Below are 24,845 nucleotides of genomic sequence, written 5' to 3'. Positions count from 1 at the left end.
GCCTATCGATTTATTTGGATAGGCTGGGCCTTTGATTTGCGGAGTTTCGGGATGTCTGCGCCATCAGTTCTTATTGTCGGTTGTGGTGATGTCGGTAGCCGCCTGGCCAAGCAAATGCTGGCGTGTGGATGGCAAGTGAGCGGCTTGCGCCGCAATGTCGAGCAGTTGCCTGTCGGGGTCAAAGGGGTAGCTGCAGACCTCTTTGACCGCCGCTGTCCCGACGCCTGGCCAGAGGTGACGCCGGATTATCTGGTGTACTGCGTGGCAGCCAGCAAGCACGACGAAGCGGGATATCAAGCCGCCTATGTCGAGGGCTTGCAGCACGTTCTCGGTTGGTTGGCTGCGCACGAACAGAAGCCGCGGCGCTTGCTCTTTGTGTCCAGTAGCAGTGTGCATGCCCAGCAGAATGGCGAATGCGTTAATGAAACGTCGGCGACCGAGCCGCAGGGTTACTCGGGTATCGTCATGCTGGAGGCAGAAAAACTGGCGCTGACCAGCGGTATCCCGGCCTCGATTGTGCGCCTTACAGGAATTTACGGGCCAGGGCGTGAATGGCTATTGAGCCAGGTGCGTCAGGGATACCGAGTAACCGAAGAACCTCCACTGTACGCCAATCGGATTCACGCCGACGATGCCGCGGGTCTGCTCGCCTTTCTGCTCAAGGCCGATACCCAGGGGCGTACCTTGGACGATTGCTACATCGGTGTGGACGACGCGCCAGCACCTTTGGCCGAAGTGGTGGCATGGTTGCGCCAATACATGGGCGTAACGCAGTGGTCTGAGCAGGAGCGGGTGCGTCGTACCGGTAGCAAGCGCTGCAGTAACGCTCGTGCCCGGGCATTGGGCTGGGAGCCACAGTACCCGAGCTACAAGGAAGGCTACGCCGCAATCCTGAGCGATAAAGCCTGAGGCGCTAACCGATCAGTCGCGCTCGAGCAGCCATTGGCGAGCGCCTGGAGTGAGCTGCGGTTTCTCATCCGGCTGAGCGCTGTTGAGCGCCTGCAGAATTTCCAACTGATCACCGTTACGTTTGAAGATCCAGGGCGCGCCTTTCTGATTGCGCTCCAGCCACAGGCTGTCGTATGCGCCGCTCATGTCGGCGCAGTCGCCAGCCAGGCAAAGCGCGTAGCGGTCCAGATTGGGCAAGCCTTCAACGCTGCCATTGTCGCGAAAACGTACCTGGGCGCCTTGGCCTGGGCCTTCAATGATTTTCCACTCACCACCCATGTAGGCGCTGTACAGGGCCTGCTCGAAGGTAGTGCCGGTACGTGCTCCCATTGGCGCAGGCGTGCGCGCCTTCTCGAAGCGTTGTGGCGGGGTGGATTTTTGCACCAGCTCATTACCGTCCAGCACCAGGGTTTCGACCTGGTCGCCAGGGAATTCAGCCTGGTACTGCTTCTCTCCAGCCTTGAGCTGGCCTTTAGCGATTTCGAAGCCATTGTCGAAGCTGGCCTGGGCCGCCGCAATATTGAGCTTCCACTCAAAATTGGGACCGTTGTCTTGCAGCGCCTGGCGCAGGCTGACGCCTTTGGCGGCGGTGTCGATGGCTTTCTGGTTGATCCAGATACCGTTGTAATCTTCAGGTTTGTGGCTAGCGCAGCCGCCGAGCAGTGCGGCAGCCAGGGTCAGGGCGAGCGCGTGGCGCATAGCGGGGTCCTTTCCGGGGCAAAGCGGGGGCGAGCCGGGCGACTCGCCGCGCGGGGGTATTACTCGAGGACCAGAATCGCGTCCATTTCAACCTGCGAGCCGCGTGGCAGGGCGGCAACGCCGATGGCGGCGCGGGCAGGATAAGGCTGTTCGAAATACTTGCCCATGATCTCGTTGACCTTGGCGAAGTGGCTCAGGTCGGTCAGGAAGATGTTCAGCTTGACGATGTCCTTGAACGAACCGCCAGCGGCTTCAGCAACAGCCTTGAGGTTTTCGAAGACCTGTACGGTCTGGGCTTCGAAGCCTTCAACCAGTTCCATGGTTTTCGGGTCCAGAGGGATCTGGCCGGACATGTACACAGTGTTGCCGGCCTTGATTGCCTGGGAGTAGGTGCCGATGGCGGCTGGGGCCTTGTCACTGGTGATGACGGTCTTGGTCATGATGATTCCTTGCTGTTATTGGGCTACGTGCGCATACGGGTGATGCGAATCACCCCGGTCAGGGCGCGCAGTTTTTTGATCACACGGGCCAGGTGCACGCGGTCGTGTACGCTTACCACCAGTTGGACCACGCTGATGCGACCATCGCGTTCATCCATGCTGATTTTTTCAATGTTGCCGTCGGCGGCATTGACGCTACTGGCGAGCAGGGCGATCAGGCCGCGCTGGTGTTCCAGCTCGACGCGCAGTTCGACGTTGAACTCGCCGGTGACATCCTTGGCCCAGGACAGCTGTACGCATTTTTCCGGGTTGTGACGGATTTCACTGATATTCCGGCAGTTCTCAAGGTGCACGACCATGCCTTTGCCCGCAGACAAGTGGCCAACGATCGGATCACCCGGGATGGGGGTGCAGCACTTGGCGTAGCTGAGTACCAGGCCTTCGGTTCCGCGAATGGCCAGTGGTCCTTCTGGAGTCGAGAGCTGTTCGCCTTCTGTAGAGAGCAGGCGGCGGGCAACGACATAAGCCATGCGATTGCCCAGGCCGATGTCTTCGAGCATGTCCTCGATCTGCTCCAGGCGATATTCGCTGAGCATGGCCTGGACGCGTTCCTGAGGGATTTTGTCCAGTGCACTGTCGAAGCCATTGAGTACCTTGTTCAGCAGGCGTTCGCCCAGGCTGATGGATTCGGAGCGGCGTTGCAGCTTGAGGGCATGGCGAATATGCGTGCGGGCCTTGCCGGTGACGACAAAATTGAGCCAGGCAGGATTTGGCCGCGCGCCGGGGGCGCTGACGATCTCGACCGTCGAACCACTCTGCAAGGGTTCGGACAGCGGCGCCAGGCGCCGATTGATTCGGCAGGCGATGCAACTGTTGCCGACGTCGGTGTGTACCGCGTAAGCAAAATCGACCGCGGTGGAGCCTTTGGGCAGCTCCATGATGCGGCCCTTGGGCGTGAACACGTAGACCTCGTCCGGGAACAGGTCGATCTTCACGCTTTCGATGAATTCCAAGGAGTTGCCAGCCCGTTGCTGCATTTCCAGCACGCCTTTGACCCACTGGCGGGCACGGGCATGGGTGCCTTTGGGCTGCTCGTCGTCGCTGGACTTGTACAGCCAGTGGGCAGCAATGCCGTTGTTGGCCATCTCTTCCATTTCGCGGGTGCGAATCTGGATCTCGATTGGCACGCCGTGCATACCGAACAAGGTGGTATGCAGCGACTGGTAGCCGTTGGCCTTGGGAATCGCAATGTAGTCCTTGAAACGCCCCGGCAGTGGCTTGTACAGGTTGTGCACGGCGCCGAGTACGCGGTAGCAGGTGTCTACCTTGTCGACAATGATGCGAAACGCATAGACATCCATGATCTCGTTGAAGGCGCGACGCTTGCCGCGCATCTTCTTGTAGATGCCATAGAGATGTTTCTGCCGGCCGCTGACTTCGCCTTCGATGCCGTCGACAGCTAGGCAGTGGGCGAGGGACTCTTCGATCTTGTTGACCAATTCCTTGCGGTTGCCACGGGCCCGTTTGACCGCCTGGTAGATGCGCGCAGAGCGCATCGGGTGCATGGCCTTGAAGCCTAGGTCTTCGAACTCCACGCGCACGCTGTGCATACCCAGGCGATTGGCGATGGGGGCGTAGATTTCCAGGGTTTCCTTGGCAATGCGTCGGCGTTTTTCGCCCGACAGCACTTCAAGTGTGCGCATGTTGTGCAGGCGGTCGGCCAGCTTTACCAGAATTACGCGGATATCCCGGGCCATGGCCATCGCCATTTTCTGGAAGTTTTCCGCCTGGGCTTCGGCCTTGGTCTCGAAATTCATTTGAGTCAGCTTGCTGACTCCATCGACCAGCTCGGCCACCGTCTCGCCAAACTGCGAGCTGAGGGCTTCCTTGGCGATGCCGGTGTCTTCGATCACGTCATGAAGCATGGCCGCCATCAGGCTTTGATGGTCCATGTGCATGTCGGCGAGGATGCTTGCCACCGCCAGCGGATGCGTGACGTAAGGCTCACCGCTACGACGGCGTTGGCCGTCGTGGGCTTGTTCGGCGTAGAAGTACGCTCGGCGTACCAGGTTGACCTGGTCTGGGCCGAGGTAGGTCGACAGACGATCGGCGAGGGCGTCTATGCTCGGCACAGGATTACCTCCTGCCGAGGAAAGGGGACCTGCGCCGTACTACGTCGACCAGGCATAGGCTTAGACGGCCTCGTTGGCCTCTTCCTCACTACCGAAGGCGAAAGCAGGCTCGACTTCGACGATGGATTCGGCAGCGATGAACTCAGGGGTGCAGATACCTTCAGCGATTTCACGCAGGGCAACGACGGTAGGTTTGTCGTTTTCCCATGCCACTTTCGGCTCTTTGCCGCCGGTGGCCAGCTGACGGGCACGCTTGGTAGAGAGCATGACCAGCTCAAAACGGTTATCCACGTGTTCTAGGCAGTCTTCAACGGTTACGCGGGCCATGGTCTTCCTCAAGTAGCAAATGCGGTGTTCAGCCCAAATGGGCGAGCGGACTCGATAGTTTAAAAAATCACCAGCCTTTAGGGAAGCGCTGATTTCGTTTCGGGTCCTTGTTGTCTTGACGATACCTAGTTAAAGGGCTCTAGCACAACCGTCTTGTGTTGGTTGCGATCGAACGCGCCCAGACGATAGGAGCGCCACGATGCTACTGGCGACCCAAGGCATCGCGAAGGCGCGGGGTAAGCTCGTCGAACAGAGTCTGCACCGAGCGCAACGCGCGGCAATCGGGACGGGTCAGTAGCCATAGCTCGGTATCACAGCCGGGCAGGGCGTCGCTCAATGCCTCGACGCCTGGCAGGGTGTGGGCCATGTAGTCGGGCAGGGCGGCCACGCCCAGGCCGGCGGTTACCAACTGCGCAATGGCAGAGATGCTGCTGCACTTATAACGCGGGTTCACGGCGGGCAGGTGCTCGCTGCGCCAGACCACGGTAGAGTGGTCCTGCATGGTGTCGTCCGGGGCAATCCAGGGCAGGCTGGCCGGGATTTGTTTGAGTTTTTCCCGATATTCCTCGCGGCCACAGACCACGTAGGAGGCCGAGCCGAGGCAGCGGCCAACCAAGTGCTCAGGTGGCGAGTTAGTCAGGCGCAAGGCGAGGTCGGCATCTCGTCGACTCAGATTGGCAAAGGTATTGGAGGTTGCCAGCTCAAGCGACAACGCCGGGTAGGCTGGCATGAACTCGGCCAGTGCTGGCAGCAAAAGGCTGTGCAATACGGCATCGGTACAGGTCAGGCGCACGGTGCCGCTGACCACCTGTTCACCGTGCTCCAGTGCTACCCGGGCAGCATCCAGTGCCTGTTCGGCGCGCTCGGCCTGCTCGGCCAGGGCCTGAGCCGTGCCGGTAGGGATGTAGCCCTTGCGGCTTTTTACAAATAACGCGGTCCCCAGGGCTGCTTCCATGCGCCGGATCGAGCGAAATACCGTCGAAACATCCACCCGCAGTAGCTCTGCGGCTTTTGCCAGTGAGCGCCCGCGTACCAGGGCGAGTACCAGCGAGAGGTCGGCGTGACTGATCTGATATTGCATGGGTGCACTCTTTGCTTGCCTAAATGCCAATGTCTGTTGCGTTAGGGCCATTCTATAGTGAGCCAGCAGTCGTGAATCAACTCGCGGCGTTGTCAGGATGTGGAACGTGAGTCCCAGATGGCATCGCCCTGCAGTTCCCCACGATGGGACTACTTAAAAGAACAAACTAAACCATCGCCGCTCCCAGTAGCGCCGCAGTACCTCCTTCACAATCGTTCGATAAAAAATCAAAGGATGCCTAGCCATGACGTCGGTCTCCCCGCGCGCCATCCCTCTCGACGAGATGGGTGAATTTCTCAAGGCCCACCCTGAGGTGCAGTTTGTCGATCTGCTGATTGCCGACATGAACGGAGTGGTACGAGGCAAGCGCATCGAGCGAGCGAGCCTGGTCAAGGTCTACGAAAAAGGTATCAACCTGCCGGCATCGCTATTTGCCCTGGATATCAATGGCTCCACCGTGGAAAGCACCGGACTGGGCCTGGATATCGGCGACGCAGACCGTATTTGTTTCCCGATTCCGGGTACCCTGAGCTACGAACCCTGGCAAAAGCGCCCAACCGCCCAGTTATTGATGACGATGCACGAGTTGGACGGCGCGCCGTTCTTTGCTGACCCGCGAGAAGTCCTGCGCGGTGTGGTCGAGAAGTTCGATGCGCTCGGCCTGGATATTTGCGCGGCGTTCGAGCTTGAGTTCTACCTGATCGACCAGGACAACCTCAACGGTCGCCCACAGCCACCGCGCTCGCCAATTTCCGGCAAGCGACCGCAGTCGACCCAGGTCTACCTGATCGATGATCTAGACGAGTATGTGGACTGCCTGCAGGACATGCTCGAAGCGGCGAAAGAGCAGGGCATTCCAGCCGATGCCATCGTCAAGGAAAGCGCCCCTGCGCAGTTCGAGGTCAACCTGCACCACGTTGCTGATGCGATCAAAGCCTGCGACTACGCGGTGCTGCTCAAGCGCCTGATCAAAAACATCGCCTACGACCATGAGATGGATTCCACCTTCATGGCCAAGCCGTACCCTGGCCAGGCGGGCAATGGCCTGCATGTGCATATCTCGTTGCTGGACAAGAAAACTGGCAAGAACATCTTCACCAGCGATGATCCGGAGCAAAGCGAAACCCTGCGCCACGCTATCGGTGGCGTGCTGGAAACCATGCCGGCGTCGATGGCCTTCCTGTGCCCGAACGTCAACTCCTACCGCCGGTTCGGTGCCCAGTTCTATGTGCCGAATGCGCCTAGCTGGGGCTTGGACAACCGAACGGTGGCAGTACGCGTGCCTACCGGCAGCAGCGATGCAGTACGTATCGAGCACCGTGTAGCGGGCGCAGATGCCAACCCGTACTTGATGATGGCGGCGATTCTGGCAGGCATCCACCACGGTCTGACCAATCAGATCGAGCCTGGCGCGCCGATTGAAGGCAACTCCTACGAACAGTTGGAGCAAAGCCTGCCAAACAACCTGCGCGATGCGTTGCGTGAGCTCGATGACAGCGAAGTGCTGAACAAATACATCAGCCCGGACTACATCGACATTTTTGTTGCCTGCAAGGAAAGCGAAATGACCGAGTTCGAGGTGTCGATTTCCGACCTCGAATACAACTGGTACCTGCATACCGTGTGATGTCCGGAGAAAACAATAATGGCAATTGCACCACGTGAACACTGGGAACAGCTGTTCCAGACCCTGAAGATCGAAGGCCGTGCCTTTGTTGATGGGCAGTATTGTGCCAGTGTCTCTGGTGACACTTTCGATTGTTCCAGCCCGGTCGATGGGCGCCAATTGGTGCAGGTCGCCAGTTGTGACGGTGCGGATGCCGAGCGTGCCGTTGCAGCAGCGCGACGCAGCTTTGACAGCGGTGTCTGGGCTCAGCAGGCACCCGCGCAACGTAAGCGGGTGTTGATTGCTTTCGCTGACTTGCTTCTGGCCAACGCCGAGGAACTGGCGCTGCTGGAAACCCTGGACATGGGCAAGCCGATTGCCGATTCCTTGAGCATTGATATTCCGGCTGCGGCCAATGCCATTCGCTGGCACGCCGAAGCCATTGACAAGATTTACGACGAAGTTGCTGCAACCGCGTCCGACCAGTTGGGTCTGGTCACCCGCGAGCCGGTCGGCGTGGTTGCGGCCATTGTTCCGTGGAACTTCCCACTGATGATGGCCTGTTGGAAACTCGGCCCGGCCTTGGCCACCGGTAATTCGGTAATTCTCAAGCCGTCCGAAAAATCACCACTGACCGCGATCCGCGTCGCTCAGCTGGCAGTCGATGCCGGCATTCCGGCGGGTGTGCTGAACGTGTTACCTGGATATGGCCACACCGTAGGCAAGGCCCTGGCCTTGCACATGGATGTGGACACCCTGGTGTTTACCGGTTCTACCCGTATTGCCAAGCAATTGATGGTTTACGCCGGTGAGTCGAACATGAAGCGTGTCTGGCTGGAGGCCGGCGGCAAGAGCCCGAACATCGTGTTTGCCGACGCTCCCGACCTGCAGGCGGCTGCCGATGCGGCAGCGGCTGCCATTGCCTTCAACCAGGGCGAGGTATGCATTGCCGGTTCACGCCTGCTGGTTGAGCGCAGCATCAAGGAGCGCTTCCTGCCCATGGTGGTCGAGGCACTCAAGGCCTGGAAGCCGGGGCACGCCCTGGACCCCGAGACCCGTGTCGGTGCATTGGTAGACAGCACTCAACTGGACACTGTGCTTGGCTACATCGAGGCCGGCAAGGCAGATGGCGCCACGTTGCTGACGGGTGGAGAGCGTGTGCTGGAAGACACCTGCGGCGTCTATGTGCAACCGGCGATTTTCGATGGCGTAACCAACGCCATGCGTATCGCCCGCGAAGAAATCTTCGGGCCAGTGCTTTCGGTCATCACCTTCGACAGCGCCGAAGAAGCCATTGCCATTGCCAATGACTCGCCATTCGGCCTAGCGGCAGCAGTCTGGACCAGTGACATCTCTCGGGCCCACAAGACTGCCCGCGCCTTGCGTGCCGGCAGCGTCTGGGTCAACCAATACGACGGCGGCGATATGACTGCGCCATTTGGCGGGTTCAAGCAGTCGGGTAATGGTCGGGACAAGTCGCTGCACGCATTTGATAAATATACCGAACTCAAGGCGACCTGGATCAAGCTGTAAGGGAGGGTGAACCCATGCAAACTACCAATGACCTGCCGCCTTTGATTGGCATTTCTGCCTGTCGTCAGCAATTGGGCAATAACTCGTCGCACACGGTCGGCGATAAATATGTCGAAGCAGCAGGTTTTGCCGGGATTCCTGTGATCCTGCCTGCTCGCGCCGAGCCGGTTGATCCGCAGCGCGTGCTAGAGCGCCTAGATGGCATTCTTTTTACCGGTTCGCCTTCTAATGTCGAGCCGCATCATTACAATGGCGCCCCCAGCGTGGAAGGTACGAAGCACGATGTGTTTCGTGACCGGCTGACTCTGCCTCTGTTGCAGGCCGCCATTGCCACTGGTGTGCCGGTGTTCTGCATCTGCCGTGGTTTTCAGGAATTGAACGTTGCCTTGGGCGGCACACTGCACCAGCGCGTGCAGGAGCTACCAGGTTTCCTCGATCACCGTGAGCCGCAGGATGCCCCACTGGAAGAGCAATACAGCCCACGTCATAGCGTTACTGTGCAGCCCGGTGGGCTGTTCGAGCGACTGGGGCTGGAGCAAAGCTTCATGGTCAATTCGCTTCACAGCCAAGGAATCAATCGCCTGGCTGACGGCCTGCGGGCCGAGGCCCTGGCGCCGGACGGACTGATCGAAGCTGTGTCCATGGAGGATGCTCCGGGCTTTGTGGTCGGTGTGCAATGGCACCCCGAATATCGCTTGGCCGAAAATCCGGTTTCGTTGCGTCTGTTTCAGGCGTTTCGGGAAGCATGCCTGGCCCGTGCAAGGGGTGAGCGGCACCGGGAGACGACCGTATGAGGTCAGCCGGTTGATCCGGAGTTCAAGCAACACGTAACAGGATTCATTGAGTGCAAGCGGGCGTGCTGCGGGGCGCCCTGAAAAACAATAGTAAAAGCGGCGGCAACTACTCATGAGTGAATACGAAGCAGGCCTGTCTCCAGGTGTTGGACAGGCTCGCGCCGAGGAAAACGGTGTATCTAAAGCTTCCAAAGGGCTGGCCAAGGGCCGGCTTGGACTGCTGGCGAGCATTGTCCTGGGCATCTCTACCATTGCACCGGTCTACACCCTCACGGGTGCGCTCGGCCCCACGGTGCGCGAAGTCGGTGCTCATTTGCCGGCAGTGTTCATCGTCGGCTTCCTGCCGATGCTCCTGGTAGCCTTGGGTTATCGCGAGTTGAACGCGGCTGAACCCGATAGCGGCACCTCCTTCACCTGGTCGGCACGGGCCTTCGGTCCAATGATCGGCTGGATTGGCGGTTGGGGTCTGGTAACTGCAACGACCATTGTGCTGTCCAACCTTGCGGGGGTGGCAGTCGACTTCTTCTATCTGTTCCTCGGGCAAATATCCGGTAGTCACGAGGTGGCGGCGCTGGCGGACAACCTGCTGATCAACGTTGTTACCTGTTGCGTGTTCATCGCCATGGCGGTTTGGATTTGCTGCCGCGGGATAGCCACGACCATGACGGTGCAGTACGGCCTGGTGGCACTGCAATTAGTGGTGCTGGTGGGCTTTGCCATGGCTGCATTTGGCGAGTCCTCTGCTACGCCTCCGCTGGAATTTGATCTCGACTGGTTCAACCCATTCGGTGTCGAATCGTTCTCGGCATTTACTGCCGGCCTGTCATTGTCGATCTTCATCTTCTGGGGCTGGGATGTCTGCTTGAGCATCAGCGAAGAGTCGGTGGGTAGCGGTGATACCCCTGGCCGCGCGGCGACCCTGACCGTGCTGCTGATCCTGGGTCTGTACCTGGTAACGGCGATTGCCACCCTGCAGTTCGCCGGGATTGGTGATATCGGTCTGGGCCTGAACAATCCGCGCATTCAAGAGAACGTCTTCGCTCACCTGGCGGGGCCAGTCATGGGACCATTGGCGATCCTGATGTCCATCGCCGTGCTGGCCAGTACCGCTGCATCGCTGCAGTCGACTTTCGTGTCGCCGGCCCGCACGTTGCTGGCAATGGGTTACTACGGGGCCGTACCGGAGCGGTTTGCCAATATCTGTCCGCGCTCGAAAACCCCTCGGTACGCGACAATCTGTGCCGGTGTAGCGGCAGGTGTGTTCTACGTCACCATGCGGACCCTGAGTGAAAACGTGCTGGCTGACACCATTACCGCGCTGGGCATGATGATCTGCTTCTACTATTCGCTGACTGCCTACGCCTGCGTCTGGTACTTCCGCCACAGCTTGTTCGACAGCGTACGCCACTTCCTGATGCGTGGCCTGTGCCCGCTGCTCGGTGGCGGTATTCTCTCGGTGATCTTCCTGCAGACGGCCATCGACAGTGCATCACCGTCGTTCGGCAGCGGTTCGCATGTAGGGGGCTTGGGGCTGGTGTTCGTGATCGCAGTGATCATCACACTGCTGGGACTGGGGCTGATGATGCTGTCACGCCTGCGAGCGCCGGCGTTCTTCCTGGGCATGACGCTGCAGCGTCACGCCACAGTCTCCAACCGCCGCTAAGCGGTTGGAGTTACCCGCTGCTCAGGCAAGCAATTGCTTGAGCAGCTGGCCATGACGCTGCTGCTGGTGAGCCTGCAGCAAGCGGTTGGCGCGGAATACCGCTTTGAGGTCTTCCAGCGCAGTGGCGAAGTCATCGTTGATGATGACGAAGTCATACTCGTCGTAGTGGCTCATCTCACTGACTGCTTCGCGCATGCGGCCTTCGATGATCTCATCGCTGTCCTGGCCACGGTTGGTCAAGCGCTGGCGCAGGGCTTCCTGGGTGGGCGGCAAGATGAAGATCGAGCGCGCCTCAGGCATCAATTTGCGCACCTGCTGAGCACCTTGCCAGTCGATTTCCAGAATCAGGTCATGACCTTGATCCAGAGACTGCTGGAGCGCGCTGCGCGACGTCCCATAGAAATTACCGAAGACTTCGGCCTGCTCGAGGAAGTCGCCTTGCTCGATCATCAGTTTGAACTCGGTGTGCTCGACGAAGTGATAGTTCACGCCGTGAACTTCGCCTGGGCGCATCGCGCGAGTGGTGTGCGATACCGAAACCTGGATGCTGTTGTCAGCGTCGATCAGGGCCTTGACCAGGCTGGTCTTGCCAGCGCCTGACGGGGCGGAAACGATATAAAGGGTGCCGCTGCTTTGATTCATGGTCGGGGTGGCCTTACTCAATGTTCTGTACTTGTTCACGCATCTGCTCGATCAGTACCTTGAGGTTGACCGCGGACTGGGTGCTGCGTGGGTCGAAGGCTTTAGAGCCCAGGGTGTTGGCTTCGCGATTGAGCTCCTGCATCAGGAAGTCCAGGCGCCGACCAGCGGCACCGCCGGACTTGAGCACCCGGCGTACTTCGGTGATGTGGGTGCTCAGGCGATCGAGCTCTTCGGCAACGTCGCTCTTTTGCGCCAGCAGGACCATTTCCTGTTCCAGACGTTGCGGATCGAGTTCGGCCTGCATGTCGGCGAAGCGATCGAGAATTTTCTGGCGCTGGGCGGCGAGCATCTGCGGCACCAGGGCACGCAAGGTGGTGACCTCGCTGGCCATGCCATCCAAGCGCTCGTTGATCAGGCGCGCCAACTCGCTGCCTTCGCGGTTGCGGCCACTCTTCAGTTCGTTCAGCGCTTCGACGAACAGCGCCATGGCTTCACTGTTGAGGGTTTGTGGGTCATTGGCATCGGCGACCAGTACGCCTGGCCAGGCTAGCACTTCCAGGGGATTGAGCGCTGCTGGATGTTTGATCAGGCTGGCGACGGTTTCGGCGGCAGCTACCAACTGGGCAGCACGCTCACGGTCAACCTGCAGGGGTTTGCCGGTGCTCTCTTCGTTGAAGCGCAAGGTACACTCTACCTTGCCGCGTGACAGGCCTTGGCGCAGGGCTTCGCGCACTGCGCCTTCAAGGTCTCGCAGGGCTTCTGGCAGGCGCAGGTGCGGCTCCAGATAGCGGTGGTTCACCGAGCGAAGTTCCCAGATCAGGGTGCCCTGGCTACCGGCGCGCTCGACGCGAGCAAAAGCGGTCATGCTGTGCACCATGGGAAGTACCTCGCAAAAAGGGGTTAAGGGAAAGCCAACCGGCTGCAAAGGCGCAAGATTGTAGCGCAGTGCGGTGCTGGCTCCCAATCCACTGATGTTACAAACAGTCTGGAAAAACCCGGAAAAAACCGACCAACGCCTCTGGGCCCGCTGTTTCACGGGCTGCGACAATAGACGTGTCCTCGAGCCCCAGCGCGCTCTATAATGCTGGGCAGATTCAAACCCAGTACAGGTATCCCAAATGAAACGTCCAAGTGGTCGCGTTGCCGATCAGCTCCGCTCGATCCGCATCACCCGCAACTACACCAAACACGCCGAGGGATCAGTGCTGGTCGAGTTCGGTGACACTAAAGTCGTTTGTACGGTCAGTGTCGAGAACGGTGTACCTCGGTTCCTCAAAGGCCAGGGCCAAGGCTGGCTGACTGCCGAATACGGCATGCTGCCACGCTCCACTGGCGAGCGTAACCAGCGTGAAGCCGCGCGTGGCAAGCAAGGTGGCCGTACCCTCGAAATCCAGCGTCTGATCGGCCGTTCACTGCGCGCCGCCCTGGACATGAGCAAGCTCGGTGACATCACCCTGTATGTCGACTGTGACGTGATCCAGGCCGACGGTGGCACCCGCACTGCTTCCATCACAGGCGCCATGGTCGCCCTGATCGATGCGTTGCGTGTGGTCAAAAAGCGTGGCGGCCTGAAAGGCGGCGACCCACTCAAGCACATGATCGCTGCCGTCTCGGTTGGCATGTACCAGGGCGAAGCGGTGCTTGACCTGGACTACCTCGAAGACTCGGCTGCAGAAACTGACCTGAACGTGGTTATGACCAGCAAAGGTGGTTTCATCGAAGTCCAGGGTACCGCTGAGGGCGCACCGTTCCAGCCAGAAGAGCTCAATGCCATGCTGGCGTTGGCACAAAAGGGCATGGTTGATCTGTTTGAATTGCAGACAGCTGCGCTGGCTGACTGATAGTCGACAAGGCAAGGAGCAGAGCATGAGCGAGCAACCACTACAGTTGCCTACCCCCAATGCCGAGATTCGTCAGTGGGCGATGTTCTGTCATCTGGCTGCCCTGCTGGGGCTGGTCGTGCCTTTTGGCAACCTGCTGGGTCCGCTGGTGATGTGGATCTGGAAAAAGGACCTCGATCCGTTCATCGATGCCCAGGGCAAAGAAGCGCTGAATTTTCAGCTCACTGTGTTCCTGGCCTCGATCATCTGCTTTGCGCTGATGTTCGTGCTGGTAGGGATCGTACTGTTCGGCATGCTTATGGTTGCCGTGCTGATCCTCACCATCGTTGCCGGGGTTAAGGCCAACGACGGCCAGCCTTACCGCTACCCGCTGACCTGGCGGCCGATCAAATAATGATCAGTTGCAGGCAGCCATAAAAAAACCGACGTGATGTCGGTTTTTTTATGGCTGAACGATCAGATCGTCAGTGTCCAGTCGTAGTCCACGATCAGTGGCGCGTGCTGGGAGAAGCGTGGCTGACGCGGCAGGCGAGCGCTGCGCACGAAGCGACGCAAGCCAGGGGTCAGCAACTGGTAGTCAAAACGCCAGCCCAAATTGAGCATCTCGGCCTGCTCGTTGTCTGGCCACCAGCTGTACTGGTCGCCTTCACGACTGACTTCACGCAGCGCATCGACATAACCCATTTCACCGACGACGTTATCCATCCAGGCGCGCTCAGGTGCCAGGAAGCCCGGTGATTGCTGGCCATCGCGCCAGTTTTTCACGTCGAGTTTCTGCTGCGCCACGTACAACGAGCCGCAGTAGATATATTCACGACGCTTGCGTCGCTGCTTGTCCAGGTACTTGGCGAAGTCGTCCATCAACTTGAATTTCTGATTCAAGTCTTCGTCGCCGTTCATTCCCGAAGGCAGCAGCAGCGTTGCGATGCTTACCTTGTCAAAATCGGCCTGCAGGTAACGTCCGTAGCGGTCGGCTGTCTCGAAGCCCAGGCCGCTGATGACTGCCTTGGGCTGCAACCGCGAATAAAGTGCCACACCGCCTTGGGCGGGGACTTCTGCGTCGCAGGCATAAAGGAAGTAGCCATCAAGCTGAAAAGCTGGGTCGTCGAGTTCAAAGGCCGAGGCGCGGGTATCCTGAAGGCAGATGACGTCGGCATTCTGAGCTTGCAGCCAACTGAGCAAACCACGCTCGACTGCAGCCTGAATGCCATTTACGTTCACACTGATGATCCGCATAAATGGCCCCAAAAATCTCGTGCGTGTATGATACCCGAGCTGTACTCATTTAGCTAAATCCGTGGTAGTCCGGGACTTTTCATGCAGCCGTATCAGCGCGATTTCATACGTTTTGCCATCGATCGTGGGGTTCTGCGCTTCGGTGAATTCACTCTCAAGTCCGGGCGCACCAGCCCGTATTTCTTCAATGCCGGCCTGTTCAGCAGTGGTTCGGCCCTGGCTCAGCTCGGGCGTTTCTATGCAGCGGCGATTGTCGACAGCAAGATTCCGTTCGATGTCCTGTTTGGCCCTGCCTACAAAGGTATTCCGCTGGCGGCAACCACCGCAGTGGCTCTGGCCGAGCATCACAACCTTGATCTGCCGTGGTGTTTCAACCGCAAGGAAGCCAAGGCTCACGGCGAAGGCGGAAGCCTGGTCGGCGCCCCGCTGACGGGCGACGTGCTGATCATCGATGACGTAATCACCGCTGGCACCGCCATCCGTGAAGTCATGCAGATTATCCAGGGCCAGCAGGCCAAGGCTGCAGGCGTATTGATTGCTCTGAACCGCCAAGAGCGCGGCAACGGCGAATTGTCGGCTATCCAGGAAGTGGAGCGCGACTTTGGCATTCCAGTGGTCAGCATTGTTTCGCTGACCCAGGTGTTGGAGTTCCTTGCCGACGATCCAGCGCTTAAGCAGCACTTGCCGGCTGTCGAGGCTTATCGAGCCCAGTACGGGATCTAAAAAAGGGCCGCATCCGCGGCCTTTTTTTGGTCAGTCCGTGCCGTATTTCGGCGAGCGAGGCCCGTAGAGCAGCCCGCCGTTCTGGTAAGGCGATAACAGACGTGCGCCAGTCATGCCAGCAATTGGATAGCTGGCGTCATCCAATGTGGTGTTGATGATTTGCTTGACCGCAGCGGTGATCAACATACCGACCAGGCCGCCGGCGTTGTTATTTCCTTCTTCGCTAGACGCCGTGGCGGTGCCGGTCCACAGGGTAGTACCGGTTTTAAGATCGACAAGCTTAGCGCTGGCAGTCACGATCGATGCGCTGCTAATCACCATGTAGCGTGTGCCGTAGTCGCTGACGGTCACATAAAGCCCCGCGTCCGCACCAAATATTTCGTTGAGCTTATTGGTTGGCAACTGATGGATATCGGCTGGCGTGGTCAGCCCATTCTGACGGAATGTCTCGTCGACCAGAGCGACAGGCAGCACATAGTAGCCGGCCTCAGCCAGCGGGTAGGTAACCTGCGAAAGCATGCCGTAGCTGGCTTTAACATCCGGCGACTCGTTCAGCGGAGGCAAAATGAGGATCGAGCGCGGACGAGCTTGCTTGAAGGCTGAGTAGTCGACCGTCTTGCGCTCGGCGCAGCCTGCGAACAGCGACAGGATGCACGCGCCAACCATCAATTTTATAAGACGACTGATCACTGTTTGGCTCCTTGCTGGGCATTTTTCATCAAGAAGTCCATGTAAGCGGTCGACTCTGGAAACAGGGCTTTCTCCGTCTGGAACTGCTGAATCATTTGGTCATCCTTGCCCAGGCTCGAGTAGAGCAGGCCGAGCTGAGCGTGATAGCCGGGCGGTACAGCACCACTTTTGGCGCGGATCTTCTGCAGGTCGCGCTCAAGCGCCTCCGCTTGGGCTTCTTTCGATTCCCCTTTGAAGTACTGATACACCTGGGGCTGGTAACTCTCCCACTGGTACAGCGGCTTATGTGAGGTGCAGCCAGTTAGCAAGACACTGCCCAGCAAGACGCCGACGACCATGCGCCAGGCAAAATTTGCGTTACTCATTCTGTGTTCGTCCGTGTGAATTGAGTCTTCGTATTAAGACGCAGGCTTCCAGGCGCCGCTTTCTACTGCATCGACAAGCTTGTTGACGGCTTCGCGCATAGCCAGGTCAAGTACTTTGCCGTTAAGGGTAGAGTCGTAACTGGCAGTGCCGCCGAAGCCGATCACTTCACGATTGGACAGGGCAAACTCACCCGCACCCTGGCTCGAATAGACCACTTCAGAGGTGCTGATGTTGACGATGTTCAGGGCTACCTTGGCATAGGCGACCTGGGTTTTGCCGCGGCCGAGAATGCCGAACAACTGATGGTCACCCACCTCTTTGCGTCCGAACTCGGTGACATCGCCGGTCACGACGAAGTCAGCACCCTTAAGGCGTTGGGCTTGGCCTTTGATGGCCGCTTCCTGCTGGATTTCACCCATGTTGTCGCGGTCCAGTACGTTGAACCGGTTGGTCTGTTGCAAGTGGGTAATCAGGATGGTCTTGGCTTGACCGCCGAGGCGATCGACGCCGTCGGAGAAGATGCCGCGCATGTAGCTGGAACGGTTGTCGAACTTGCCTACAGCGATGGGGGTGCGCAGGCCACTGTAGGGGCGGTTAACGCTTTCGACTTGTTGTACCGCGACAGCCCTTGAGGTTTCTGTTGCACAGCCTGCAATAGAGCCCAATGCGATGGCGGCTGCCAGCACGAGTCCTTGTGACGCATATTTCACACTACTTCTCCCGGGTAAATACAAATGGTTTGCATCTAATTGTGCCAGCTGTTTCGGCTGGCAGGCAATTTCCTTGAGGGGGAAGCAGGAGACGCAAGGAACAATTGCGGGGCAGGTGTGCCCCGCAATCAAGGCGTTAGCGCGGTTTGTGATTGGTGATCAGGGTACCCACACCGCTGTCGGTGAAGATTTCCAGCAGTACTGCGTTTGGTACTCGGCCGTCGATGATATGCGAACTGTTGACGCCGCCTTGCACTGCTTCCAGAGCGCAGCGGATTTTCGGCAGCATGCCGCCGTAGATAGTGCCGTCGGCAATCAGTTCGTTGACTTGCTCGGTCGTCAGGCCAGTCAACACCGCGCCTTGCTTGTCCATCAAGCCTGCAATATTGGTCAGTAGCATCAGCTTCTCAGCCTTCAATGCTTCTGCCACCTTGCCTGCTACCAGGTCGGCGTTGATGTTGTACGACTCGCCGTTCTCACCGACGCCGATCGGGGCGATTACCGGGATGAAGTCGCCTTTGACCAGCATGTTCAGCAGGTCGGTATTCACTTTGACTACTTCGCCCACATGGCCGATGTCGATGATTTCCGGAGTGGTCATCTCGGGCGTCTGGCGGGTAACGGTGAGCTTTTTCGCACGGATCAGTTGGGCATCCTTACCGGTCAACCCGATGGCGCTACCGCCATGACTATTGATCAGGTTGACGATGTCCTTGTTCACCTGGCCGCCAAGCACCATCTCGACCACGTCCATGGTCTGCGCATCGGTGACGCGCATGCCATCGATAAAGTGGCTTTCAATCGACAGACGCTTGAGCAGGTCGCCAATCTGAGGGCCCCCACCGTGAACCACTACCGGGTTGATGCCGACAGCTTTCATCAGCACCACATCGCGAGCAAAGCCGGTTTTGAGCTCTTCGCTCTCCATCGCGTTGCCGCCATATTTGATCACCAGGGTCTTGCCGACAAAGCGGCGGATGTAAGGCAGCGCTTCGGACAAAACCTGGGCGACATGGGTGGCGGCATCGCGATCGAGGGTCATGCAGGGCTCCAATTGGAACAAATAGTCGGTCAGAACTTGGGTTGCAGATCAGGGGCAACGCGCTTCAACTGGGCGCGGAATACTTCCTGGATACGCTGCAGTTCGGCGGTGTTGTCGGCTTCGAAGCGCAATACCAGCACCGGTGTGGTGTTGGAGGCGCGAACCAGGCCCCAGCCATCGGGATAGTCGACCCGCACACCATCAATGGTGGTCAGGTTGGCGTCTTGGCCCCAATCGGCTTCGCGTTGCAGTGCTTCAATGATGCTGAATTTACCTTCGTCGGTCACATCAATGTTGATTTCCGGTGTGGAAATATCATTCGGGAACGCGGCGAATAGCTGCTCGGCATCGGTGGATTCTTTACTGAGGATCTCCAGCAGACGCGCGGCACTGTAGATGCCGTCATCGAAACCGTACCAGCGTTCCTTGATGAAAATGTGTCCGCTCATCTCGCCGGCCAGTAGTGCGCCGGTCTGCTTCATCTTCTTCTTGATCAACGAATGACCGGTCTTCCACATTAGCGCGCGGCCGCCGTACTGCTCGATCAGCGGGGTCAGGCGACGCGTGCATTTGACGTCGAAGATGATCTCGGCACCCGGGTTGCGTTCGATAACGTCCTTGGCGAACAGCATCAGCAGGCGATCGGGATAAACAATGCTGCCGGTGTTGGTGACGACACCGACGCGGTCGCCATCGCCATCGAAGGCCAAGCCCAGGTCGGCACCGGTTTCCTTGACCTTGGCAATCAGGTCGACGAGGTTCTCAGGTTTGCCTGGATCCGGGTGATGATTAGGAAAGTTGCCGTCGACTTCGCAGAACAACGGGATCATTTCGCAACCCAGGGCTTCGATCAGTTGCGGGGCAATTACGCCTGCGGCGCCGTTGCCGCAGTCGACAACGACCTTGAGCTTCTTCGCAAGCTTTATGTCGCCGGTGATCTGTTTGAAATAGCGCTCGAGGATTTCGACGTGTTCGACACGGCCTTCGCCGCGGGTCAGGTCATTGGTTCTCAGGCGGGTCAGCAGTGCCTGAATTTGTTCGTTGGCCAAGGTGTCGCCAGCGATGACGATCTTGAAACCGTTGTAGTTCGGCGGGTTGTGGCTGCCGGTGAGCATTACACCGGATTTGCCCGCCAGGACGTTGGCGGCATAGTACAGGGCAGGCGTCGGCACCAGGCCAACGTCACTTACCGTGCAGCCTGCTTCGACCAGGCCTTTGATCAACTGCTCGACCAGCATAGGGCCAGACAGGCGGCCATCACGGCCAACCGAGATATTCGGTTCGCCTTGGGCCAGGGTTTGCGCTCCAATGGCGCGGCCGATCCAATAGGCCGTCTCGGCGGTCAGGGTGTCACCTACCACGCCACGGATGTCGTAAGCGCGAAAGATGCTTTCTGGAAGTGCAGGTACCAGGTGTGCCATGTCGTTCATCTCTGGGGGAGCTCCAATATCGAGGGCGTGCAGGGCAGGCTCAAACTGAACGCTTTGACGGTCTTTTCGCCAGAGAGTTCGCCATCCTTGGCGCACAGTGGGCAGTGGGTCGATCAGTTGCTGCCGGAATGTCCAAAGCCGCCTGCGCCGCGCTGGCTTTCGTCGAAGGCTTCGACGATGTCGAAATGAGCCTGCACTACAGGCACCAGGACCAGTTGCGCAATACGCTCGCCAATGGTGATGGTGAACGGGGTTTGGCCACGGTTCCAGCAGGAAACCATAAGCTCGCCCTGGTAGTCGGAATCGATCAGGCCGACCAGGTTGCCCAGCACGATGCCGTGCTTGTGGCCCAGGCCTGAGCGCGGCAGGATCAGCGCAGCCAGGCCAGGGTCGCCGATGTAGACCGAAAGGCCGGTGGGAATGAGCAGGGTCTGACCAGGCTCCAGGACGGTGTCTTCCTTGAGCATGGCGCGAAGGTCGAGGCCGGCCGAGCCCGGAGTGGCGTACTGCGGCAGCGGGAATTCGTTACCGATGCGTGGATCAAGAATCTTGGCTTGTAGAGCGTGCATGCAGAGTTAAACCTGGTTGAGACGTTCGGCGATGAAAGCAACCAGCTGACGGGCAATCTTGCCTTTGCTGGTCTGTGCGAAGAGTGTTTCATGAAGCTGGCGATCGATCACACTGCAGGCGTTCTCCTCGCTGTTGAAGCCGATGCTGGGGTTGGCGACATCGTTGGCGACAATCAGGTCGAGGTTCTTGTCCTTGAGCTTGCGCGCGGCGTAATCGAGCAGGTGTTCGGTCTCGGCGGCAAAGCCGACGCTGAACGGGCGGTCTGGACGGGTGGCGATACTGGCCAGGATGTCCGGGTTGCGAACCATCTGCAGCAGCAGGCCGTCACCTGTCGTAGGGTCTTTCTTGAGTTTCTGCGGTGCGATCACTTCTGGGCGGTAATCCGCAACAGCGGCCGACGCGATGAATATGTCGCAAGGCATCGCAGCTTCGCAGGCTGCCAGCATGTCGCGGGCGCTGACCACGTCGATACGAGTGACGCGATCAGGCGTTGGCAAGTGCACCGGACCACTGATCAGCGTGACTTTAGCGCCCGCTTCAACAGCAGCTTCTGCCAGGGCAAAACCCATTTTCCCAGAGCTGTGGTTGGTGATGTAGCGCACCGGATCGATGTTTTCCTGGGTCGGGCCGGCAGTGATCACAATGTGCTTGCCGGTCAGCGACTCACGTTTGAAACTTTCGGCCGCGCACCAGGCCAGGTCGGTAGCTTCGAGCATACGGCCCAGGCCCACGTCGCCACAGGCCTGGCTACCGGAAGCGGGGCCAAACACCTTGATGTCGCGGCTTTGCAGCAATTCGAGGTTTGCTTGGGTGGCCGGGTCGCGCCACATGGCCTGGTTCATGGCGGGTGCCACGGCCACAGTGGCGTCGGTGGCCAGCACCAGGGTGGTCAGCAGGTCGTTCGCTACGCCTTGCGCCATACGCGCGAGCACGTCGGCTGTGGCTGGGGCAATCAGGACCAGGTCGGCCCATTTGGCCAGTTCGATATGGCCCATCGCCGCTTCGGCAGCAGGGTCCAATAGATCCATGTGCACCGGGTGACCGGACAGTGCTTGCAGGGTGAGCGGGGTGATGAACTCCGCGCCACCGCGGGTCATGACGACGCGCACCTGCGCACCGTGTTCCAGGAGTCGGCGAACCAGTTCGGCACTCTTGTAGGCGGCGATGCCGCCGCCGACGCCGAGAACGATGCGCTTACGATACAGCCGCTGCATAGGCTTGCCTTTTGCTCAGTGATTGCACGCGGCGACGACGCCTCCCCAGGCCGAATCGTCGCGTAAAAATGAGCGGGTAATGTAGCACAGGGCTGAAAAACCGCAGTAACTGATAGACAAGGAGGTGGTGGATGAGCATCAGGGATTGGCCGGCGGCGGAGCGCCCGCGGGAAAAGTTACTGGAGCAAGGGGCGCTCAGCCTCTCGGATGCAGAGCTACTGGCGATCTTTTTGCGCACCGGGGTACGCGGCTTCAGTGCGGTGGATCTGGCCCGTCATCTGCTCGGGCAGTTTGGTGGCCTGCGCGGTTTGCTTGAGGCCGATGGCAAGCGATTCAACCGCGAGTTTGGTCTCGGGCCTGCGAAGTTCGCCCAACTACAGGCTGTGATGGAAATGTCTCGGCGTCATCTGGCCGACCGGCTACGCCGCGACTCGGCGTTAGAAAGCCCACAGGCGGTCAAGGACTACCTCAAGGCGCAATTGCGGCATGAGCCGCACGAGGTTTTTGCTTGCCTGTTCCTGGATGCCAAGCACCGCTTGCTTGGATTCGAAGCGCTGTTCAATGGCACCATCGACACGGCCAGTGTCTACCCCCGGCAGGTGGTAAAGCGTGCATTGGCGAACAATGCCGCAGCACTGATCCTGTGCCACAACCATCCATCGGGAGTGTCCGAGCCCAGCTCTGCAGACCTGCATCTGACCGTGCGCCTCAAGGAGGCGCTGGCACTGGTGGATGTGCGGCTGCTCGACCACTTCATTGTCGGCGACGGCGAGCCGTTGTCGATGGTCGAGCAAGGGTGGTTCAGCGTGTCGAGCTGACCTTGGCGAAGTCCTGGCGACCGAACGGGCTGACCTGGTAACCCTGCACATTCTGGCGTACCAGGGCGGCAGCGGTGGGGTGCGCAAGGGGCAACCACAGCGCCTGCTGCTGGATCAGGGCCTGGGCCTGCTGGTACAGGCGACTACGTACGCTTTGGTCCGTAGTCGTCCTGCCAGCGCTGATCAACTGATCGAGGCGCTGGTCGCAGTAGCGGGCGAAGTTGGTGCCCGACTTCACTGCAGCGCAAGCGAATTGCGGGCTGAGGAAGTTATCCGGATCGCCGTTGTCGCCGGCCCAACCCATGAACAGCAAGTCGTGCTCGCCGGCCTTGGCTCGACGAATCAGCTCGCCCCATTCAATGACGCGAATTTCTGCCTTGATACCGATCTTGGCCAGATCGGCCTGGAGCAGTTGGGCGCCGAGGCTCGGGTTGGGATTGAGCAGGCTGCCTTGCGGGCGAGTCCAGATCGTGGTGCTGAAACCTTCCTTGAGCCCGGCCTTGGCAAGCAGCGCCCGCGCTTTGTCGAGATCGGTCGGGTACCCAGGCAGGTCCTTGGCGTAGCTCCAGGTATTGGGCGGGTAGGGGCCATTGGCGGCCACTGCTGTGCCCTCGAATACCGCCTTGAGGTAGCTGGCTTTGTCGAAAGCCAGGTTGATGGCCTGACGTACCTCGGGTTTATCCAGCGGCGCATGCTGGCTATTGATAGCGACGAAGGCGGTCATGAAGGCCTCGGTCTTTTCTACCTTCAGCGTCGGATCCTGGGCAGCGGCAGCGACGTCCAGTGGCTTGGGCGACAAGGCAATCTGGCACTCGTTGCGCTTGAGCTTTTGCAAGCGCACGTTGGCGTCAGGGGTAATGGCGTAAATCAGTGGGTCGACACCAGGCTTACCGTTGAAGTAATCAGGGTTGGCTCGATAGCGAATGACCGCGTCTTTCTGGAAACGGTTGAATACAAACGGCCCGGTGCCAATCGGCTGGTTGTTGAGCTTTTCCGGGGTACCGGCCTTGAGGAGTTGGTCGGCGTACTCGGCAGAGTAGATTGAAGCGAAGCCCATGCTCAGGGTGGCGAGGAAGGTGGCGTCCGGATGATTCAGGGTGAAACGTACCGACTGCGGCTCTGGCGCTTCAATCTGCTTGATCAAGCTTGGCAGCTGCAACGATTGGGCGTGCGGATAGCCGCTTTGGGCAATTTTGTGCCAGGAGTGAGCGGGGTAGATCATGCGCTGGAAGCTGAACAGCACGTCGTCTGCGTTCAAGGTGCGGCTGGGTTTGAAATAGCCGGTGCTGTGAAACTTCACTTCCGGGCGCAGTTTGAACTCATAAATCAGGCCATCGGCTGAAACCGTCCAGCTCTCGGCCAGGCTTGGCACCACTTCGCCTTTTTCGGCGTCAAATTCCACCAGGCGGTTCATCAGCACGTCTGCCGAAGCGTTAGTAGTGGTCAGCGAATTGTACTGAACCACATCGAAGCCTTCAGGGCTGGCTTCGGTGCACACACTCAACGCGGCCGCCTGAGCGAAAACAGGGGCGAGCAGGGTGGCGAACAACAGAGGTAGAGTAGCAACGCGCATAAGATTCCTTGGCTGATCGATGGCCCATCTGCCAGTGCAGTCTGGAAAAGTCCTACCCTAGTGCGCCAGGCCAGAAATAACCATAGGCTTTTTTATCAATATCGCGACGAGTGGTCGACACCTCTGCGGGCCAGTCGTTATGCTGCTCCGGCGTGTCAGTCAGCAAGCCAAAGCACATATTCTGTTGTTGTGCTCTGGTCTTTCTGGTATAAAGCAGCGCTCTTTTCTAGGGGCTCGGCTCGTCGCATCTGCTGATTGAGTCGATAAGACCCTGAAGAAACACGGCGCCTAGCGCCATTGACTGAGAGATTAAGCGGCCAACCCATGCCGGGTTGGGCATGTGGTTTTAGAGGGCTGAGGCATGTCGAGAGTCTGTCAAGTTACCGGTAAGGGTCCGGTGACTGGGAATAACATTTCCCACGCAAACAACAAAACCCGTCGTCGTTTCCTGCCGAACCTGCAGCATCATCGCTTCTGGGTCGAGTCCGAGAAGCGTTTCGTGCGTCTGCGCGTATCTGCCAAAGGCATGCGCATCATCGACAAGCGCGGCATCGATGCCGTTCTGGTCGACATTCGCCGTAACGGCGCTAAGGTCTAAGGGAGAGAATCATGCGTGAATTGATCCGTCTGGTGTCGACCGCTAATACCGGCCACTTCTACACCACCGACAAGAACAAGCGCACCACTCCGGACAAAATCGAAATCAAAAAATTCGATCCGGTTGTTCGCAAGCACGTGATCTACAAGGAAGCCAAGATCAAGTAATT

Annotated in this window: 26 protein-coding genes and 1 pseudogene; 11 read left to right on the top strand and 16 right to left on the bottom strand. The window is 58.9% G+C overall.

Annotated features, from left to right (window positions below):
- Positions 1-51 precede the first annotated feature (51 nt).
- On the top strand, positions 52-909 hold the full coding sequence (locus H8F21_RS01185; protein ID WP_203477425.1) for an SDR family oxidoreductase: 858 nt from the start codon (positions 52-54) through the stop codon (positions 907-909).
- Between the two features lie 12 nt (positions 910-921).
- Here H8F21_RS01185 and H8F21_RS01180 read toward each other — a convergent pair whose 3' ends face one another.
- The 5 genes from H8F21_RS01180 to H8F21_RS01160 all read right to left on the bottom strand — a co-directional run bounded on the left by H8F21_RS01180 (position 922) and on the right by H8F21_RS01160 (position 5,627).
- Positions 922-1,647 carry a hypothetical protein gene (locus tag H8F21_RS01180; protein WP_203477428.1) on the bottom strand — a complete coding sequence of 242 codons (726 nt, stop codon included), beginning with the start codon at positions 1,645-1,647 and terminating at the stop codon, positions 922-924.
- A gap of 59 nt (positions 1,648-1,706) precedes the next feature.
- Entirely contained in the window at positions 1,707-2,087 is a 381-nt protein-coding gene (locus tag H8F21_RS01175; RefSeq protein WP_038615925.1) for a RidA family protein, read from the bottom strand.
- Positions 2,088-2,110: 23 nt separating this feature from the next.
- Positions 2,111-4,219: a bifunctional GTP diphosphokinase/guanosine-3',5'-bis pyrophosphate 3'-pyrophosphohydrolase gene (gene spoT / locus H8F21_RS01170; protein WP_136478753.1), complete on the bottom strand. Its 2,109-nt coding sequence runs from the start codon at positions 4,217-4,219 to the stop codon at positions 2,111-2,113.
- A gap of 60 nt (positions 4,220-4,279) precedes the next feature.
- The gene (rpoZ, locus tag H8F21_RS01165; RefSeq protein ID WP_028942466.1) at positions 4,280-4,546 is read right to left on the bottom strand and encodes a DNA-directed RNA polymerase subunit omega; all 267 of its coding nucleotides are present in this window, start codon (positions 4,544-4,546) and stop codon (positions 4,280-4,282) included.
- Positions 4,547-4,748: 202 nt separating this feature from the next.
- Positions 4,749-5,627: a LysR family transcriptional regulator gene (locus H8F21_RS01160; RefSeq protein WP_203477431.1), complete on the bottom strand. Its 879-nt coding sequence runs from the start codon at positions 5,625-5,627 to the stop codon at positions 4,749-4,751.
- 244 nt (positions 5,628-5,871) lie between these two features.
- On the opposite strand from H8F21_RS01160, the gene H8F21_RS01155 reads away from it, so the two are divergent.
- The 4 genes from H8F21_RS01155 (at position 5,872) to H8F21_RS01140 (ending at position 11,223) form a co-directional block, all read left to right on the top strand.
- Positions 5,872-7,254 (top strand): glutamine synthetase family protein, encoded by a 1,383-nt coding sequence (locus H8F21_RS01155; protein ID WP_203477434.1) that lies wholly within the window; start codon positions 5,872-5,874, stop codon positions 7,252-7,254.
- An 18-nt stretch (positions 7,255-7,272) separates the two neighbouring features.
- Positions 7,273-8,766 carry an aldehyde dehydrogenase gene (locus tag H8F21_RS01150; RefSeq protein WP_203477437.1) on the top strand — a complete coding sequence of 498 codons (1,494 nt, stop codon included), beginning with the start codon at positions 7,273-7,275 and terminating at the stop codon, positions 8,764-8,766.
- 14 nt (positions 8,767-8,780) lie between these two features.
- Positions 8,781-9,560: a gamma-glutamyl-gamma-aminobutyrate hydrolase family protein gene (locus tag H8F21_RS01145; RefSeq protein ID WP_136478749.1), complete on the top strand. Its 780-nt coding sequence runs from the start codon at positions 8,781-8,783 to the stop codon at positions 9,558-9,560.
- A 112-nt stretch (positions 9,561-9,672) separates the two neighbouring features.
- The gene (locus H8F21_RS01140; RefSeq protein WP_203477441.1) at positions 9,673-11,223 is read left to right on the top strand and encodes an APC family permease; all 1,551 of its coding nucleotides are present in this window, start codon (positions 9,673-9,675) and stop codon (positions 11,221-11,223) included.
- Positions 11,224-11,244: 21 nt separating this feature from the next.
- Here H8F21_RS01140 and gmk read toward each other — a convergent pair whose 3' ends face one another.
- Positions 11,245-11,865 carry a guanylate kinase gene (gene gmk, locus H8F21_RS01135; RefSeq protein ID WP_136478747.1) on the bottom strand — a complete coding sequence of 207 codons (621 nt, stop codon included), beginning with the start codon at positions 11,863-11,865 and terminating at the stop codon, positions 11,245-11,247.
- Between the two features lie 13 nt (positions 11,866-11,878).
- Positions 11,879-12,742 (bottom strand): YicC/YloC family endoribonuclease, encoded by an 864-nt coding sequence (locus H8F21_RS01130; RefSeq protein WP_203477444.1) that lies wholly within the window; start codon positions 12,740-12,742, stop codon positions 11,879-11,881.
- Between the two features lie 241 nt (positions 12,743-12,983).
- Between H8F21_RS01130 and rph the strand changes: the two genes are divergently transcribed.
- A complete protein-coding gene (rph, locus tag H8F21_RS01125) occupies positions 12,984-13,706 on the top strand; it encodes a ribonuclease PH (RefSeq protein WP_203477446.1) in 723 nt (240 codons plus the stop codon).
- A gap of 25 nt (positions 13,707-13,731) precedes the next feature.
- Positions 13,732-14,100 (top strand): DUF4870 domain-containing protein, encoded by a 369-nt coding sequence (locus H8F21_RS01120; RefSeq protein ID WP_136478744.1) that lies wholly within the window; start codon positions 13,732-13,734, stop codon positions 14,098-14,100.
- Positions 14,101-14,162: 62 nt separating this feature from the next.
- Here the strand turns inward: H8F21_RS01120 and H8F21_RS01115 are convergent, their stop codons facing one another.
- On the bottom strand, positions 14,163-14,942 hold the full coding sequence (locus tag H8F21_RS01115; RefSeq protein ID WP_203477457.1) for an exodeoxyribonuclease III: 780 nt from the start codon (positions 14,940-14,942) through the stop codon (positions 14,163-14,165).
- Positions 14,943-15,023: 81 nt separating this feature from the next.
- Here H8F21_RS01115 and pyrE point away from each other — a divergent pair, with 81 nt between their 5' ends.
- A complete protein-coding gene (gene pyrE, locus H8F21_RS01110) occupies positions 15,024-15,665 on the top strand; it encodes an orotate phosphoribosyltransferase (protein ID WP_203477459.1) in 642 nt (213 codons plus the stop codon).
- Between the two features lie 30 nt (positions 15,666-15,695).
- Here pyrE and H8F21_RS01105 read toward each other — a convergent pair whose 3' ends face one another.
- The 7 genes and pseudogenes from H8F21_RS01105 to coaBC form a co-directional block, all read right to left on the bottom strand.
- The gene (locus tag H8F21_RS01105) at positions 15,696-16,331 is read right to left on the bottom strand and encodes a DUF799 domain-containing protein (RefSeq protein ID WP_203482594.1); all 636 of its coding nucleotides are present in this window, start codon (positions 16,329-16,331) and stop codon (positions 15,696-15,698) included.
- Positions 16,332-16,351: 20 nt separating this feature from the next.
- On the bottom strand, positions 16,352-16,720 hold the full coding sequence (locus tag H8F21_RS01100) for a DUF4810 domain-containing protein (RefSeq protein ID WP_236042832.1): 369 nt from the start codon (positions 16,718-16,720) through the stop codon (positions 16,352-16,354).
- A gap of 33 nt (positions 16,721-16,753) precedes the next feature.
- Complete coding sequence (locus H8F21_RS01095) at positions 16,754-17,431, bottom strand: CsgG/HfaB family protein (RefSeq protein ID WP_136478741.1); 678 nt, start codon at positions 17,429-17,431, stop codon at positions 16,754-16,756.
- A gap of 136 nt (positions 17,432-17,567) precedes the next feature.
- On the bottom strand, positions 17,568-18,473 hold the full coding sequence (gene argB / locus H8F21_RS01090) for an acetylglutamate kinase (RefSeq protein WP_203482582.1): 906 nt from the start codon (positions 18,471-18,473) through the stop codon (positions 17,568-17,570).
- A 29-nt stretch (positions 18,474-18,502) separates the two neighbouring features.
- Positions 18,503-19,879, bottom strand: a pseudogene (locus H8F21_RS01085) (phosphomannomutase/phosphoglucomutase); the annotation flags it as partial.
- Between the two features lie 137 nt (positions 19,880-20,016).
- A complete protein-coding gene (dut, locus tag H8F21_RS01080; RefSeq protein ID WP_203482580.1) occupies positions 20,017-20,472 on the bottom strand; it encodes a dUTP diphosphatase in 456 nt (151 codons plus the stop codon).
- A 6-nt stretch (positions 20,473-20,478) separates the two neighbouring features.
- Positions 20,479-21,687, bottom strand: coding sequence for a bifunctional phosphopantothenoylcysteine decarboxylase/phosphopantothenate--cysteine ligase CoaBC (gene coaBC / locus H8F21_RS01075; protein WP_203482579.1), 1,209 nt, complete (start codon positions 21,685-21,687; stop codon positions 20,479-20,481).
- Between the two features lie 131 nt (positions 21,688-21,818).
- Between coaBC and radC the strand changes: the two genes are divergently transcribed.
- Entirely contained in the window at positions 21,819-22,505 is a 687-nt protein-coding gene (gene radC, locus H8F21_RS01070) for a RadC family protein (RefSeq protein WP_203482578.1), read from the top strand.
- On the opposite strand, the gene H8F21_RS01065 is transcribed toward radC, so the two are convergent.
- Positions 22,489-24,078, bottom strand: a complete 1,590-nt coding sequence (locus H8F21_RS01065) for an ABC transporter substrate-binding protein (protein WP_203482577.1) — start codon at positions 24,076-24,078, stop codon at positions 22,489-22,491. The genes radC and H8F21_RS01065 overlap by 17 nt on opposite strands.
- A gap of 361 nt (positions 24,079-24,439) precedes the next feature.
- Here H8F21_RS01065 and rpmB point away from each other — a divergent pair, with 361 nt between their 5' ends.
- The gene (gene rpmB, locus H8F21_RS01060) at positions 24,440-24,676 is read left to right on the top strand and encodes a 50S ribosomal protein L28 (RefSeq protein ID WP_010225868.1); all 237 of its coding nucleotides are present in this window, start codon (positions 24,440-24,442) and stop codon (positions 24,674-24,676) included.
- Between the two features lie 11 nt (positions 24,677-24,687).
- Positions 24,688-24,843 carry a 50S ribosomal protein L33 gene (gene rpmG, locus H8F21_RS01055; protein WP_010225867.1) on the top strand — a complete coding sequence of 52 codons (156 nt, stop codon included), beginning with the start codon at positions 24,688-24,690 and terminating at the stop codon, positions 24,841-24,843.
- Positions 24,844-24,845: the final 2 nt, after the last annotated feature.

The sequence above is a fragment of the Pseudomonas arcuscaelestis genome (genome assembly GCF_016881005.1).
GTDB lineage: Bacteria > Pseudomonadota > Gammaproteobacteria > Pseudomonadales > Pseudomonadaceae > Aquipseudomonas > Aquipseudomonas arcuscaelestis.
This window is presented reverse-complemented; position numbering and strand designations above follow the sequence as displayed.